Source organism: Pseudomonas sp. JAI115, assembly GCF_014200835.1.
Lineage (GTDB): Bacteria > Pseudomonadota > Gammaproteobacteria > Pseudomonadales > Pseudomonadaceae > Aquipseudomonas > Aquipseudomonas putida_A.
Genome location: NZ_JACHCY010000025.1, coordinates 21,908 through 35,655, shown reverse-complemented (window position 1 = coordinate 35,655; position 13,748 = coordinate 21,908). Strand labels below are relative to the sequence as shown.

General features: G+C 60.2%; 16 protein-coding genes. 6 read left to right on the top strand and 10 right to left on the bottom strand.

All coding sequences use genetic code 11. The features are described 5' to 3' along the window. Positions 1-264: 264 nt before the first annotated feature. The 5 genes from HDC30_RS28620 to HDC30_RS28600 all read left to right on the top strand — a co-directional run bounded on the left by HDC30_RS28620 (position 265) and on the right by HDC30_RS28600 (position 3,079). Positions 265-555, top strand: a complete 291-nt coding sequence (locus tag HDC30_RS28620; RefSeq protein WP_183786205.1) for a type II toxin-antitoxin system RelE/ParE family toxin — start codon at positions 265-267, stop codon at positions 553-555. A gap of 9 nt (positions 556-564) precedes the next feature. Continuing rightward, entirely contained in the window at positions 565-867 is a 303-nt protein-coding gene (locus HDC30_RS28615; protein ID WP_183786203.1) for an addiction module antidote protein, read from the top strand. A gap of 660 nt (positions 868-1,527) precedes the next feature. After that, entirely contained in the window at positions 1,528-2,070 is a 543-nt protein-coding gene (locus HDC30_RS28610; protein WP_183786201.1) for a PAAR domain-containing protein, read from the top strand. After that, complete coding sequence (locus tag HDC30_RS28605; protein WP_183786199.1) at positions 2,067-2,795, top strand: N-acetylmuramoyl-L-alanine amidase; 729 nt, start codon at positions 2,067-2,069, stop codon at positions 2,793-2,795. The genes HDC30_RS28610 and HDC30_RS28605 overlap by 4 nt, the downstream gene beginning before the upstream one ends. After that, positions 2,792-3,079, top strand: a complete 288-nt coding sequence (locus HDC30_RS28600) for a hypothetical protein (RefSeq protein WP_183786198.1) — start codon at positions 2,792-2,794, stop codon at positions 3,077-3,079. The genes HDC30_RS28605 and HDC30_RS28600 overlap by 4 nt, the downstream gene beginning before the upstream one ends. A gap of 490 nt (positions 3,080-3,569) precedes the next feature. Here HDC30_RS28600 and HDC30_RS28595 read toward each other — a convergent pair whose 3' ends face one another. The 10 genes from HDC30_RS28595 to HDC30_RS28550 are packed head-to-tail and all read right to left on the bottom strand — an operon-like array spanning position 3,570 to position 13,056. Then, positions 3,570-4,541 (bottom strand): hypothetical protein, encoded by a 972-nt coding sequence (locus tag HDC30_RS28595; RefSeq protein ID WP_183786196.1) that lies wholly within the window; start codon positions 4,539-4,541, stop codon positions 3,570-3,572. Next, the gene (locus tag HDC30_RS28590; RefSeq protein WP_183786194.1) at positions 4,526-5,218 is read right to left on the bottom strand and encodes a hypothetical protein; all 693 of its coding nucleotides are present in this window, start codon (positions 5,216-5,218) and stop codon (positions 4,526-4,528) included. The genes HDC30_RS28595 and HDC30_RS28590 overlap by 16 nt, the downstream gene beginning before the upstream one ends. Further along, on the bottom strand, positions 5,215-5,748 hold the full coding sequence (locus HDC30_RS28585; RefSeq protein WP_183786192.1) for a DNA-binding protein: 534 nt from the start codon (positions 5,746-5,748) through the stop codon (positions 5,215-5,217). Before HDC30_RS28585 ends, HDC30_RS28590 begins: the two co-directional genes overlap by 4 nt. Next, positions 5,745-6,668, bottom strand: a complete 924-nt coding sequence (locus HDC30_RS28580; protein ID WP_183786190.1) for a hypothetical protein — start codon at positions 6,666-6,668, stop codon at positions 5,745-5,747. The genes HDC30_RS28585 and HDC30_RS28580 overlap by 4 nt, the downstream gene beginning before the upstream one ends. After that, entirely contained in the window at positions 6,665-7,372 is a 708-nt protein-coding gene (locus tag HDC30_RS28575; RefSeq protein ID WP_183786189.1) for a hypothetical protein, read from the bottom strand. The genes HDC30_RS28580 and HDC30_RS28575 overlap by 4 nt, the downstream gene beginning before the upstream one ends. 8 nt (positions 7,373-7,380) lie before the next feature. After that, positions 7,381-9,054: a phage tail protein gene (locus tag HDC30_RS28570; RefSeq protein ID WP_183786187.1), complete on the bottom strand. Its 1,674-nt coding sequence runs from the start codon at positions 9,052-9,054 to the stop codon at positions 7,381-7,383. Between the two features lie 11 nt (positions 9,055-9,065). Then, the gene (locus tag HDC30_RS28565; RefSeq protein WP_183786185.1) at positions 9,066-9,590 is read right to left on the bottom strand and encodes a phage tail protein; all 525 of its coding nucleotides are present in this window, start codon (positions 9,588-9,590) and stop codon (positions 9,066-9,068) included. Further along, positions 9,577-10,749 carry a baseplate J/gp47 family protein gene (locus HDC30_RS28560; protein WP_183786207.1) on the bottom strand — a complete coding sequence of 391 codons (1,173 nt, stop codon included), beginning with the start codon at positions 10,747-10,749 and terminating at the stop codon, positions 9,577-9,579. The genes HDC30_RS28565 and HDC30_RS28560 overlap by 14 nt, the downstream gene beginning before the upstream one ends. Before the next feature lie 23 nt (positions 10,750-10,772). Next, on the bottom strand, positions 10,773-11,093 hold the full coding sequence (locus HDC30_RS28555) for a DUF2590 family protein (protein ID WP_183786183.1): 321 nt from the start codon (positions 11,091-11,093) through the stop codon (positions 10,773-10,775). 4 nt (positions 11,094-11,097) lie between these two features. Then, positions 11,098-13,056, bottom strand: coding sequence for a phage tail tape measure protein (locus HDC30_RS28550; RefSeq protein WP_183786181.1), 1,959 nt, complete (start codon positions 13,054-13,056; stop codon positions 11,098-11,100). Between the two features lie 111 nt (positions 13,057-13,167). On the opposite strand from HDC30_RS28550, the gene HDC30_RS28545 reads away from it, so the two are divergent. Further along, on the top strand, positions 13,168-13,701 hold the full coding sequence (locus HDC30_RS28545; RefSeq protein ID WP_183786179.1) for a hypothetical protein: 534 nt from the start codon (positions 13,168-13,170) through the stop codon (positions 13,699-13,701). Positions 13,702-13,748 lie beyond the last annotated feature (47 nt).

Below are 13,748 nucleotides of genomic sequence, written 5' to 3'. Positions count from 1 at the left end.
TCGCCCCGGGACGACAAGTCGCCCCAGTGCTCAACCGGGCGCGTGTGCGCGCTGGCATCGCCTTAAATGGTCGAAACAGTGAGTCCGTCGGGTGCCTTCGGTGAAGGCATGCGTTTTGAGATTCTCGGGGTGTCTGGAAGACACAGGGGCGGTTCCAACAAGAAGCGATATGGCACCCTAAGCGTTCGTTTTTTTCCGAATTCTGCGGGTTTCCCATACTTGTCGGGATTGAAAAATATGTGAACTATGGTTTACAGTTGCTTCATGCACACACTTATCCAAACCGAGATGTACAGCAAATGGTTTGCCGCGCTTCGGGATGCGAGGGCGCAGGCACGTATCAATATTCGATTGCGTCGAGTTGAGCTGGGTGTGCTGGGTGACTGCAAGCCGGTGGGCGAAGGCGTGTCGGAACTGAGGATTGATCATGGTCCCGGTTACCGTGTGTACTTCATCCAGCGGGGCTATGAGGTTATTGTCTTGCTGGCTGGCGGTGACAAGTCCACTCAAGCAAAAGACATTCGAAACGCCATCAAGCTGGCCCGAGAACTTTAGGAGCGTGTCATGACAGCAAACAAACTGACTAAATGGGATGTTGTGGACCATTTGAAAACAGAGGAAGACATGGCGCTCTACCTGGAGGCTTGTCTTGAAGAGAACGATCCGGCTTTGTTGGCTGCCAGCTTGGGTGATATAGCCCGCGCTCGCGGTATGGCCCAACTGGCGCGTGATACAGGTCTGACCCGTGAAGGGCTTTACAAAGCACTGTCCGGCGCTGGTAACCCGAGCCTCGCGACCATCATGAAAGTCATGGGGGCGTTGGGCGTGAAGCTGCATGCCGAATTTAAGCCAGCCCATGCCGGATAATTCGTTGACCAGGTCCGCGACCGTATGAGCGGGCAACAAAAAAAATCGGATAGCGGGCTTTTTGGGGTGTTTTTGGGCGCCATGCATTTTCGCTGCCTGGCGTGATTTTTCAGTGCAGGAATTTGAAATCCGAAATTTCAAGACAAAACCGCTATAAGCCCCGCCTGACGTGGGTTTCAGCCGTTCTTTATTCGGCGGCCAGCAGCGTATTTCTCGTGATTGAAATGACCAGGTCATTTTTGGAAAACACGCCGAAACGGCGTTTTCCGATTTTCGATCGCTCTAGTCCGGGCCTCTTCTGATTTTGCCCCTAAGGCTGCCTGTGCTGCGTTCTGTGCAATGTTTTTGCAAAAAACTGAAAAACCTTTCAAAAATTGAAAAACGTGTTTCTGCCCCAAGGCCCGCAGCCGGCTTGGTCGCGAGGGGTGTTTTCATCACCTAAAACTTTTCCAAAAATTTGCACACAGACCCCGTCGGCGGGAGGGGGAAAAGTGCTTTTTCTCTGGCGTTTTTATTTTCATGCGGATTTTCTATCGAGATCAGAAGAGGGGGGAAGTAGTGGAAATATAAAGGCGTTGTATTGTTTTTTTACACATCCATTTTTGTGTCGCTGCTGCGGAGGGCTAGAGTTTGCGGCCCGAACTTAGGATGGATTCTGATATGGCAAAGCCTGCCGCTCGTGTCACTGATACCACCGCTTGCCCGCTGCCCGGCCATGGCAAAAATCCAATTGTCACCGGCTCTGCAGATGTTTTTTTTGATGGTCTGGCGGCTGCCAGAAAAGGAGACCGCAGTGAATGCGGAAGCGCATTGGACGGAAACGTCTCTGCAACCGTTTTCATTAATGGAATGAATGCGGCGCTGGTTGGCAGTACAGGAACGCACGGTAATGAAGTCACGGCGGGCTCCAGCACCATAATCATCGGCGACAGTCACACTCCAGCACCTTTCATACCTCCGTTGCCAATGACCATTCCTAAGGTATTTGGCCAATCGTTCGCCGTCAGCGACAGTGAAACGGGTAAGCCATTAGCATTTCGATCCTTTACCGCCACCGTGGATGGAGTGCGGACAATGGGCGTAACTGACGCAAATGGGATTGCCCATGTGAAGAGCGTTGCGCCCGGGGCAAAAATCTCAATTCACGTTAAATTCAACTCACCTGTTCGTTCCCTGGATGAACTTTCGGAGGACGTTGAATGAGTTCAAAATTCGCGACACAAGCTATTGCGCAAGAGGTAAAGCTGGGCGAGTTTATGTGCCCGATTCCAATCACGGTGAATGATCGCGCTGCCACACGTGAGACCATCATTGAAAGGTTAAGATCCTTAGGTGTCACCTTCACAGAACGTTCTGAGTGGGGTGCCATGAAGGGTAAGCCGGATATGGTGAAGGACTGGGATTACACCATGATCGCTTTGCACCATGCCGGACGCTCGTACGAATGCAGTCCCGGTGGCGTGAAGCAGATGCAGGGAGTTCAAGCCCACCACCTAAAAAACAAGTTCGATGACATCGGCTATCACTACGGGATTGCCTGTGACGGCACAGTCCTGGAGGGACGAGATATTCGGTTGAAAGCTTCAAGCGTCAAACTGTTCAATGAGGGGGTCGTTGGCATTGTGCTTTTGGAGAATTTAACCACTGCAGAAGAGGGCGGTGACATTGTGGCTAAGGGGCGCGAAGCGCTGGAAACATTTGGGTACAGCACGACCAATGTCATTCCTGCCGCCCAGATCGACGCCCTACTCGATTTGGTGGACGCGTTGAAAAGCGTTTTTGTGATTGAGCGGTTTGGTGGTCATCGAGAGTTTCCAGGACAAGATCGAGAAGGAAAAATTTGTCCTGGCAACATTGGCATGGAGCTTGTGAGAAATATTCGCACCAAAACTCAGTTGCTACCGCCGCCCAAACCGGAGGCTGAATGAAGATTCTTCTGCTGGTAGGCCTACTCGCGCTGATTGGCGTTTTAAACGTCGGGTATTACAACGAGGTCTCGGACGGTGAGGTCAATACGATTTTTTTTATTAAAAAATCACCGACGTTGAGAATGCATTTTTTTAACATCCATGCGAACGACGGTGATTACAGAAAGGTTGAAAGCCTTTCAGATGAATACCGGCAGGACATTATTGACTATTGCAAATACCGCCTCGGCATCGAGACAGAGGTGAAAAACCAAGCTGATGTCGAGATGTGCGCGAGAATGTAATTCGGATGTTTCGCGGCTTTAGCCGTCCTTGACTCCCCATCGTGGCGGCCTTTTTTTTCCACATCGCATTTAGAAAACTGCTCCGCAGCTTCCTCTTTCGAAAAAGTTCATCGCTGCAGGGATCCGCAGGCTTTTTCCGCCCCCTATTCTTCGGTGCCGCGCCCAGCCTAGGGCGGTTTGAGCTAGATGCAGAAGTGCAGAAAAAGCGACACATTTAGCCCGCAGGCGAGGTGGGGGGATGACTGCGCGCGCCTAGCGGGGAATGCGGTATTTCAAGGAAGTAGATATGGAATTAAGAACACTGCTTGTGGCTAGCGTTTTGGGAATGATGATCCTGACGATCACATTTTTGATGAGGAACTGAGGATTGCCGACAGATTTTGAGACAAATATGTCGGTCGATTTTATGAAACCCCACTATGGTCTAGACGTTCGGTTTCATGCGTTATTTCAGCCCGCTTTGTCTGTTCCCCAGTAGAGCGGGCTTTTTTTAAGCCGTAATCGGCTTGAGCTTCCCCCCTAGTTGCAGTGCCTTTGCCGCATTCCCGGCAAACTCCCCCGCGTTATCCGCCACCGGCGACGGCCCATGTTTGTGCGCCGCGATCTGCGTGTTCATCTGCTCGAGCACGTCAATCACATCACACAGCACCTGCAGCACGTTGACGCCTTTCGAGCCGATCCAAGTCTTGGGCGCGATCAGCTGCTGGCTGACGCTCGCCACACTTTTGCGCAGGCCCTGGATCTGCTCTTGCAGATCGGCGCCGATGGTGGCGTTGTAGGTTTGCCCGGTCACCAGGTTCAGGTCGCGGCCGCTGGCCAAATGCAAATCGTCCACGCTGGCCAGGCTCGAGGATCCGCCGGACAGCAATTTCAGCGCGCCCAGCGCTTCCAGGGTTTTACTGCCTCCCACCGACTCGCTGCTGTGGTCGTCGACGCTGATGGTGCTGCTTTGGTAGCGTTCCTGATTGTCCAGGGCTTCGACGTCGCGCTCGCTGGCCCGATCAGTGATTTTCGCGTCGGTCTGCCGCGTCCAGTTACCTTCGGCATCGGCGCGCTGTTGCACGGCGGCGCTGTGCTGCCAGAGCAGGTCGCCCTTGGGCACCTGGGGCAGGCTCAGACCGTGCGGCAGGATCTGCGACACAAAGGGTTTGCTCGGCAGGCCATAAGCAAAATTCACCACCACCGTGGTGCCCTCCCCCGGAAAACCAAAAAAGCCCATTTCATCACCACCGCCCGGCACCGGCAGCGGCACGCCGAGCAGTGTCGGCAACGCCGGATCCGGCTCGCCGTTTTCGTCCAGCACCTGCAGGTCGGCGGCATAACGTGGACGAAAATCATCACACAGGCCGCTGTCCGCCGGCGCATCGGCGATGCCGATAATCTGGGCAAAACGTGGCAGGTGATAGTTGCCGGTCAGTTCCGGAAAGCGGCGTTCAACGATGCGGATTACGGCTTGTTCCATTGCAGGCTCATCTCGGTACCGGCCAGCGTCACCGAGGTGATGCGTTCGCCGTGGTTGAAGGTGGCCCCCGGGCGCAGCCCGGGGATGGCGGCGACGGTCGCACGCTGGTTGCCCTGATAGTTGTTCAGCAGCTCGACCGGCAGCTGCAGAGGCGCTTTGTGGCCCCAGAAGCTGTCGGCCCAGCTGCCGGCGTAGACTTCGCCGTCGCCCTGCTGATGCCAGATAAAGTCCGGAATGCTGAACACCTGAGCCAGGCTGTCCATGGCCTGAATGCCGGCGGCCAGCGAATAGAAATACGGCGCTTTGGTCTTGGCGTAAGCCACGTCCGGCACCCGAAAACGCAAGCCGGTGTGCTGACTGATGGCCAGCAGCACTTCGCTCAACGTGACGTGACGCAAACCCAGGGGCAGCGGTTGCATCAGCACCGCCGCCACCTCGCGACAGAACAGCACCTGTTCCTGGGCGTTGGAGGCCGTGCAGCGTTCGACGTAACCAATGAAATGGCGCTGCAGCGGCGTATCGTTGTAGCCGATGTCGAGGGTGACCAGGCCGTGCAGAGGCTGCTCGGCCCTGACCACAAAACTGGCCCGGCCGGGCGTGCGCAGATCCAGGCGCACTTCTTCGCTGACCAGCTCGACCGGCTGACCGTTGACGGTCAACACTTTGTGCAGCTTCATGGCGTCGGCTCCAGATAGGCATCCACTTTTTTAAGCAACCTTTCAAAGCTGGTCAGTTCCGGCGCGTCAGGTTTGCCGTCGCCATCGGCAACGGCGTCACCGGTGCCGGCCTGTTGCGTGACCTTGTTGCCCGCCCGGCGATTTTGCACACGCTCGGGGTTGGAGAGCTTTTCGCTGAGGGTGAACTGCACCCGCCAGGCGGCCAGGTTGTCGTCCTCGCGGGAACTGAGGGTGTCGCTGAACTGCACCTGGCGCACGCCGAAGGCTTCAGCGGTGTTGTTGACCAGGCGGTAGGTCTTGAGCTGGCCACCGCCGGCGGTGGCTTCGGCCAGGCGCATCAGCTCGGTCAGGTGCTGGCTGTCGCGGTAAGGAATGAGCAGCGAAACGGTCAGCGATTTGGGCTTGAAACCGGTGTGTGCGGTGTCGGTGTTGCTGGTCTGCCCGGACAGATCCTTGCTTTCAATGCGCAGATTGGCGGTAACTTTCAGCGACTTGCCGTTGACCTTGTGACCATCGAGCAGCAACGTCATAAGCCCACCAGCTCCTGAACGAACGACAGGCCCGCCGGCGGGCCGACCAGCAGCAGTCCGGCGCACAATACCCATTCATGGCCCGGCGGCGGCACGGCGAGCAACTGGCGGCGCAGTTCGGCGCCGCTGCCCGTCTCGAGCAGGCGGGTGACCATGGTGGTGTCGGTACCTGCGTTGGCCAGCTGGGCTTTCAGGGCGTTGAGCTGGCCGTTGCGCCGCTCGCTTTGCGCCGCCTTGCGTTGGGCCAGCCCCGCCAGATCAGCCAGCGGCGAGCTGTCGGCCGCGTAACCCTCGAGCATCGCCAGTTGTCCGGACAGTGCCTGGCCGGCGGCCTTGGTCAGGGTGCAACGCTCCAGCGGCAGGCTGCCCCAACCGGGCAGCGTATTGGCGATCGGCAATTGCCATTTTTCCGCTTCCAGGCGCGAGAGGTGCCGGGCGCGGTTTTCCGCGCGCTGCAGCTCCGGTACCGGCAGCAATGCATTAAAACGGCCCAGACTGTCGGCCAGTTGTTCAAAGCGCGTGGCCAGAAACAGGATCACCAGCGCTTGCGGTGCTTCGGCGAGCCGCGCCTGGGCTGAGCTGTCGAGCAGCCGATCGCCGAGCAACTGCACCAGGTTCGGTGCCGACAGAAAGCGCTGATAACCGCTGCCCTGACCGACGCCGGGCTGAAATGGGGTCACCGCCAGGCACGCCGGGGCCTGACCCAGTTGCGCCGACAACGCCGCGCGCCCGGCCTGAGCCGCCCCACTGGCCGCAGCCCCCACCGGCCCCGGGGCGGTGCTGGCCAGCCCTTCCAGTTTGCCCAGGCGTTGCGCGGTGTTGGCCAGCTCACTGCCGGCCAGTTGTTTGGCACTGTCGAGGCTGTCCATCCACTGCGTGGACTGGGCGGGCCAGCGCAGGGTGACCGGTGCCCAGTTCATGCCGGCGGCCTCCATTCGATCTGTTTCATGGCGGCCAGATCCTGTTCGGCCAAGGTCTGGGCCAGTTCGGCTTTCAGCTGTTCGGCGCGCTGCAGGGCTTGTTGCTTGAACTTCACCAGATCCTGGCCCACGGTCTGCAACTGGTTGGTGCTGTGCTCGATCAGGGCCTTGTGGCCTGACGAATTACGGCACGCACACAGGCCGTCCAGACCACTTTGAATCATGGCGGTCAGGTTGACCTGGTCTTCCAGCGTGCTGTCGTAACGATAGGGTTTGCCCAGGGCCTTGGAGCTGAAGCCGCCGGCGATGAATGCCGCGCAGCCCTCGTTGATTAGGGCCAGTTTGACCACGTGCAGCTTGGCCAACTGGGTCGGCAGGTCATCGACCCAGCGACCTTTCTTCCACTGCTGATCCGGTTCCGGCCGCTGGGTGGTGTAGCCGTTGGGGATCGGCCCGATGCCGGTCAGGGTCAACGGCTGACGGGTCTGGGTGTCGTAGACCACCAGGCCGTTGAAATAGTCCACCAGTTGCCAGGCCTTGCCGTTCCAGCAGGCGGCTTTGAGTGGCGGAATCTCTGCCGGCGGTGGGGTTTGCACACAGCCGGCCGGAATCAGAAAAACGCCAGGCTCGAGCGGCGATTCTTCGGCCTCGACCTGTCCGACGTACAGGCCCTGGGCATTGGTTTGATAAACGGTTTTGCTCATGGATGACCTCAGTATTTGATGCAGATCAGCAGCGCTTCGTTGAGGGGGCGCGCTTCGTTGCCGCCGTCCGGATAAACCGTGACCGGGTGGGCATGGCCGCCGCCACCGTAGATATTCAGGCCGTGGGTGTGGTTGCCTTCGCCACCAATGCCGATGGCGTGACTGTGGGGATTGGCGGTATGGGCAAAATCACGCCAGACCACTCCGCCGGAGTTGGAACCCATGACCGAGCCGGCCTTCTCGCCAGTGAAGTTGATCCCTTGCCCACCCATCAACACTTTGGTGGTGATCCCGGCACCGGCCTCGGAAGCCCAGGCGGAGTGGCTGTGCCAGCCGCCGGCGTCGATATGGCCGCCATGCGCATGGTGGCCTGCCTCGCCGCTCACCGCGCCGTGAGCATGCGCGGCGTTCTGACTGGGCTGATGCGAACCCAAGGCTCGGCCCGTATCGATGCCACGGCCATCATCCCAGGCGCGAATGAACAGCCCCCGGCTGTCACCGATGTTGAAGGTGGTGTGCCCGTCGCCGGCGCCGTAACGTGTGCCCAGTACCGCAAACAGGCGGGCATAGGCTGTGCGCGAGACATTGGCGCCGTTGCGCTTGAGCCAGCCGGGTGGTGCGTGAGGGGTATCAAACGCGGCAATCATGCCCACCAGCGGATCGTGGATCTGCTGCTCCAGGTTGTTCAGGGCGGCGGTCGTGGCCAGGATCTGGCTGCTGTTGGTTTTCGGGTCGTCGCTTTTGGCGTTGGGCAGGTTGCCCAGCTCCACGTCGTCCTTGGTGGTACCGCGTGCGCGCAGTTTCGGATAGTCGCCGTCGCGAAAGGCCAGGGCCTGAATCACCGGCTCGGTCATCGGTACCGTGACCCGTAGATCGATAATGCTGGATTCGCCGACGTTGCCCAGCGGCACGCAGTAATGGCGTTGGCCGCTGGCATCGGTGTAATCCGCCCAGTCACCACTGCGCGTGGTGAACGAGGCCACGCGGTCATTCAGATCACGCTCCAGGCAAACGTCCAGGCAGACGTTGCCGGCCTGCAGAACGGTGACCGGGAACGGTTGGGTGAGGTTGACGCGGATGCCTTCGACATACCCTGTGCCCGGCGTGAGCCAGAAATGGCTACCGTCATACGTCATGGCAAAGCCCTGTCCTAAAAAACAGGCGCGCCCAAACAGGTCGCGGTTGCTTTGACGTTCGCGCTCATCGATGCCGGCCAGGCGCACCGTGAAGTCGTGCTGCCAGGTGCTGGCATCGATGGTGACGCCTGTCAGCGCCTGGGCGCCGTCATAGGCCACCAGAAAGTTGCGGGTCAGGTTGTTGCCGATCTGCAGCGGCGGGATGTTTTTGCGTTTCTGCTGCAGCGGGACATGGGACACCGCGAACAGCACGCCGTCTTCGTCTTCAAGGCCGACCCAGTTGAAATCCCAGTCGCCGATGTCGGAGCCGAGCTGGGCGCTGTACACCACCTGATTGGGATTGACGAAGCCGGCGTTCTCTTTAGGGATGGCGTAGACGTAGACAATGTGCGCCGCTTCCGGTTTGCCGGCGGCGTGATCGACCGGCGTCTGCGGATCAAGGCCGGGCACGTTGGCAAAGATGAACCGGCTGACCAGCAGCGGTTGCTGCTGGCCTTGTTTTTGGGCGATCTGACGTTCGCCGGCGAGGGTGATAATGGCGCTCATGGGGCGCACTCCTAGAGACGGGCGACCAGCGTCTGCTGGTCGTCGTTGAAATCGACCAGGGCGAGCTGCACCGCCACTGGGGTAAAGGTCACAAAGTCATAACGCCGGCAGGTGCGCCCGTACTGACGAATCAGCACGCGTAGCAGTTCGGGGTTGGCCGAGAGCTGCGAATCGCTGAGCTTGAGCAGCACCACGTCCCAATCGCGCCCGGGCAGGCGCTCCTCGATCTCGACGTAACCCACGCCCAGGCGCTTGAGAATGCGCACCAGGCCGGCGGTAGAACCGGCGTCGACCGAGTTGATGAAGGCGTAGGCCACGCGCAGGCGGTAGAGGCTTTCCGGCTCGCCGCGAAAGCGGCTGATGTCGCGCTGCCAGGCCAGCAGATCCAGAATCACCAGGTGGCATTTGTGCGCATCCATCTGCTGCAGCGGCCACTGCAGCCAGTCGGCCACATTGGCCCACCAGGCCTGCGCGGCAGCACTGAGCCGGGTCAGCTGTGGCCCGCTCAACCAGAACGGCAACTTAATCGGCGGCATCAAGCTTGACCTCCAGGCGCTGCAGGCGCGGAATGTTCAATTCAGAGAGGATGTCGCTGTTGGCAAAGCGCAGTGATTCGATGCGCGGGAACTGCGCGTGCAGTTCCTCGCCCAGGCGTGAGAAGGAGAACCGCGACTGCGGCGCCGTCAGCGTCGGCTGGTAGTCGCTGGCCGTGCTTTCGCGAAAGGCGGCGCGGATGAACTGCTCGACCTCGAGCAGCAGGCGATCGCGCTGTTCGCTGCTCAGGTTCGCCCGGGGCCAGAGCGACAGGATCACGTCGTGGCGGGTTTCGGGCATGACCCAGACCAGCAGGTCATCGCCGTGGCCGTGGTGGCCCTCATCACGAATGTGCGCATTGATCCGGGCCAGATACTCTTCAGCCGGCACGCCGGCATCGAACAGCACATAGGCATTGGCGCTGCCCGGGCCACGTGGCGCGCCGTGCTCGAAAAACACACCGTCCGGACGCACGCCCGGGAAGCTGGCAATCATGGCCCGGTACACCGCGTCGGTGTGGTACTGGTTGACCGCCGAAAACTGGTTGCGGGTGCGCAGGCGCAGCTGGTCGTTGGGTTCGCGATCCGCGCCCGGGGCGGTCAGCCAGTGTTCGGCATTGACCACCTGGACGATACCCGGCAGCGGCTCGGGCAAAATGGCGTAATAACCCGGGGCCAGGTTGTAGCCGCTGCCGGCCTCGAGCGCTTCCACGGCGATGGCCAGCTGCGTCTGCCCGTCGGCAAAACTGGCCGCTGCCGTGGTTTTCAGCTCGTACACGTGGCCATTGATCGCGGCCGACTGCACGCGGGTGCCGGCGTCGACCACCAGCTCGCCGGCGGCCGAGGCGCGGGTAAACAGCAGTTCGCCCTGGGCCTTGGTGGCTTTCTTGCGCTCGACGTTGACCGCCCAGGCGAGCATGTCCAGCCAGCCGTCGACGGCGGTTTTGACAAAGAAGTTGGGCAGCACGGTGTGAATCAGCAGCTCGATCAGCCACATGACCGGCTTGGTCACCAGGGCGGTGACGATGCGCCAGAATGGCGAATAGGCGCTGGTGTTGCTGAGCAGGCTGCCCTGGGCGGCGACCTCCTGTTCCCAGGCCTTTTTCAGTTCCGCCTCGCTGGTCGGAATGCCGGCCTCGCGCAGCGCGGCCTTGAAATCCATGTCGGTGCGTTCGGTTCGCAGGGTCACAGGCTCACCATGAGCTGGCCATAGTTCACGGTGGTCGCGGTGACCACGTAGTGGCCGGCCGGCTCCAGGGCCTGAATGCGCACGGTGCCGGGCACCAGACGCACGTCGGCCTCGATCAGCAGCTCCAGCTGCTGGATGCCGTCGCGCTGGCGGAGCCGATCGCGCTCGGCGACCAGGGTCACCAGCAGGCCGCTGTCGCGGATCATGTGCGCGATGTCCTGGGCGATGCTGGCCCGGCCCTCGATCAGCAGCGGTTGCCGCGCGGCATCGAGCACCAGGTCGTTATGGGCAATCAAAAGATCGGTGTAATCGTTCATAAGGTCAGCCTGCCATGTCCATCAGCCCTTGCAGCTCGTGGCTGGTCAGGGGCTTGCTGGTGTAGATGTTGAGGTTTTCCACTTGTTTACCGTTGTGCTGGGTGTTGGTGTTCTGGATGCTGGTCAACAGGCCGCCGGGCGGCACTGCGGTGGCGCGCGAGGGCGATAGCGAGGGAATCGCCGCGTTGATGGTCTGCTGGGCGCGTTGCGCGGCTTCCAGGCTCGCCAGATCCGGCCCGGCCGGCAGCGCGCCGAACTGCGCCTTGATGTCGACGCCGGGGATCTTGTTCAGCAGCGCGATCAGGCCGTTGATGGCCGAATGAAAAATTGCCACGATCCCATCCCACGCGGCCTTGGCCATGCCGGACCAGCCGCCCATGGAGTCGAACCAGGCCGACAGTGCCGAGAGCTGTTCTGAAACCCAGACAAAGGCGGCGGAGTTGAGCAGCGCGCCTGTCCATTCGTCCCAGTAGACGATCGCGGCGGCAATCACCGCGACCAGCGCAAGAATGCCGGCGACAATCCACGTCACCGGGTTGGCCCACAGCGCCGCGTTGACCAGCCAGATCGCCGCCTGCCAGAGCAGCAGGCCGCCCTTGACCAGACCCGTCCACAGCAACAGGCTGGCAAGGCCTGCGACATACAGGCCAATCATCACGCTGTGCGCAAGAAAGGCCGCGATGCTGCGCCAGGCCACCATCGTCAGCAGTTTCCACAGCATAACCACCGGCACCACGGCGGTTTTCCAGACGCCGAACATCAAGGTCAACAGCGCGGTGCCGGCCGTCAGGGCCATCACGGCCAGCACGCTCATGCCGATCGTACGGGTCAGGTGGGGAAACAGGGTTGTCCAGCGCGTCAGCGACGCACCGCCTTCGGCCAGACGCTCGATGATCGGGTTGAGGGTCGGCAGCAGCTTTTGCCCGAACGAGATGCGCACGGCCATGATCGCGCTGTCGAAGCGCTCCCACGGGTCGGCGATGTCCAGGGCCATCTGTTTGGCCTTGTCCAGGCCTTTGACGTTGTTCAGTTCGTCGATGTTGCTCTTCAACTGGGCGGTCTTGGGCAGCAGTTGGGTAATCAGACCCATGGCCTGCTTGCCGCCGAAGGCTTTTTGAATCTTGTCGGTTTTGGCTGCGTCCAGTTCGCCGAACTTGCCATGGAGCTTGTCCAGGATGTCGACCATCGGCAGCAGCCGGCCCTGACTGTCGGTAAAGGACAGACCGAGTTTTTGCTGTGCACCGTAGGCACCGGCCAAAAACGCCTTGTACTTGGTGCCGGCCTCACTGCCGCTCATGGTCGCCTGCAGGTTGCCGAGAATGGCGAACTGTTCACTGGCGGTGGCGCCCGCCGAAGTTGCACTGGCGCCCAAGGCCGAAAACGCCCCACTCATGCCCTGGCCGGTGGTCTTGAACATTTGTACCGCCGTGGCGGTCTGGCCGGTCAGTTGCTCGACCCATTGCGCCTTGCCCATGCTGTCGGCCTGTTTCTGGAAAATGCCGTACATGGTGCCGACGTAGTTGGTGATGGTGCCGGCATCGGCCTTGGTGGCCTTGGCCAGCAGGTTGGAGGATTCGGTAAAGGCGGCGAGCTGGGTGCCGGACAGGCCGGCAATGGCGCTCTGAATGTCGTAGGCAGAACGCACGAACGCCGTGGCATTTTCGCCGTAGGCAATGCTGAACTGCAGGGATTTTTTGTTGAGCAGATCCAGTGCATCGGCGGTGACGCCCAAGCTCTTGACCTCACCCAGCGCGGCTTCCTGGCCCAGTGCCGGGGCCAGGGCGGATTTGAGCGCAAAGGCCGAACCGATCAGCCCGCCGATGCCCACGCCCATCTGTTTGATGCCCTGGCTGCCCTGCTGGCCGATCTGGGCAAAGCTTTGATTGACCCGACCCAGTGGCTGGGTCACGCGATCGACCAGGCTCAGCACGAAATCCAGCTTGCTGGTGGCCTTGGCGCTCATGCGAACGCCTCACTGGCCATATCAGGTAACGATTTAGCGATGGACATCGTCCGGCAAGCTGGTAAAAACACGACCCCCACGAGGGGCCAACCGCTTCGAAGCCACGTTCGAATGAAGATTGAAGACATGTACACCGCTTTCAAATGGATCACTTTGGCTACGCTCGCACTGTTTGTGGGGGGCTGTGGCGTCTGGGACGAGGTGAACGACGTGCATCCTTACCTGCAAGCCGGCCACGGTCTGGGCGCCGGCGATATCCGCGTCAAGGCGCTGCCACTGGCGAAAGTGGATTCAACAGGTATTGATGCGGTGACCGTGTTTGTGTATGACGACCAACGCCCGGAGAACCATTTCTCGTTCACCCTGGAGCGTGTCAACGTCCGCCCCGGTTACTCCGTGGAGGAGTTCTATAACGCCGATAAAAAGCTGCTGGTGTCGGCCGAATGGGACGGGCGCGGTTACGTCGAATCCACCAAAATGACCACTCATGTTCAATTCGCCATCGAAGAAATCAGCGAAGAACACGCACTGATTCGTCTATCGGCCCGTCTGGTGAACCCTTCCTTCGGCTCTTTTCTGAACTTGCCTCCGATGGCCGTGAAAATCGTTGGCCCCGACCTCGAGGCACTGGTTAAAAAGTCCTGATACGGCAATCTCACGGTTTTTCCCTTTTGCCCGGCACGCTGTCCGGG

What these genes read in the sequence shown, in the direction of transcription:
- HDC30_RS28575 (WP_183786189.1), bottom strand. Translation starts at nt 7,372, where the DNA reads ATGAGCAAAACCGTTTATCAAACCAATGCCCAGGGCCTGTACGTCGGA.
- HDC30_RS28600 (WP_183786198.1), top strand. Translation starts at nt 2,792, where the DNA reads ATGAAGATTCTTCTGCTGGTAGGCCTACTCGCGCTGATTGGCGTTTTA.
- HDC30_RS28605 (WP_183786199.1), top strand. Translation starts at nt 2,067, where the DNA reads ATGAGTTCAAAATTCGCGACACAAGCTATTGCGCAAGAGGTAAAGCTG.
- HDC30_RS28555 (WP_183786183.1), bottom strand. Translation starts at nt 11,093, where the DNA reads ATGAACGATTACACCGATCTTTTGATTGCCCATAACGACCTGGTGCTC.
- HDC30_RS28595 (WP_183786196.1), bottom strand. Translation starts at nt 4,541, where the DNA reads ATGGAACAAGCCGTAATCCGCATCGTTGAACGCCGCTTTCCGGAACTG.
- HDC30_RS28560 (WP_183786207.1), bottom strand. Translation starts at nt 10,749, where the DNA reads ATGGATTTCAAGGCCGCGCTGCGCGAGGCCGGCATTCCGACCAGCGAG.
- HDC30_RS28570 (WP_183786187.1), bottom strand. Translation starts at nt 9,054, where the DNA reads ATGAGCGCCATTATCACCCTCGCCGGCGAACGTCAGATCGCCCAAAAA.
- HDC30_RS28545 (WP_183786179.1), top strand. Translation starts at nt 13,168, where the DNA reads ATGAAGATTGAAGACATGTACACCGCTTTCAAATGGATCACTTTGGCT.
- HDC30_RS28550 (WP_183786181.1), bottom strand. Translation starts at nt 13,056, where the DNA reads ATGAGCGCCAAGGCCACCAGCAAGCTGGATTTCGTGCTGAGCCTGGTC.
- HDC30_RS28615 (WP_183786203.1), top strand. Translation starts at nt 565, where the DNA reads ATGACAGCAAACAAACTGACTAAATGGGATGTTGTGGACCATTTGAAA.
- HDC30_RS28580 (WP_183786190.1), bottom strand. Translation starts at nt 6,668, where the DNA reads ATGAACTGGGCACCGGTCACCCTGCGCTGGCCCGCCCAGTCCACGCAG.
- HDC30_RS28610 (WP_183786201.1), top strand. Translation starts at nt 1,528, where the DNA reads ATGGCAAAGCCTGCCGCTCGTGTCACTGATACCACCGCTTGCCCGCTG.
- HDC30_RS28590 (WP_183786194.1), bottom strand. Translation starts at nt 5,218, where the DNA reads ATGAAGCTGCACAAAGTGTTGACCGTCAACGGTCAGCCGGTCGAGCTG.
- HDC30_RS28585 (WP_183786192.1), bottom strand. Translation starts at nt 5,748, where the DNA reads ATGACGTTGCTGCTCGATGGTCACAAGGTCAACGGCAAGTCGCTGAAA.
- HDC30_RS28620 (WP_183786205.1), top strand. Translation starts at nt 265, where the DNA reads ATGCACACACTTATCCAAACCGAGATGTACAGCAAATGGTTTGCCGCG.
- HDC30_RS28565 (WP_183786185.1), bottom strand. Translation starts at nt 9,590, where the DNA reads ATGCCGCCGATTAAGTTGCCGTTCTGGTTGAGCGGGCCACAGCTGACC.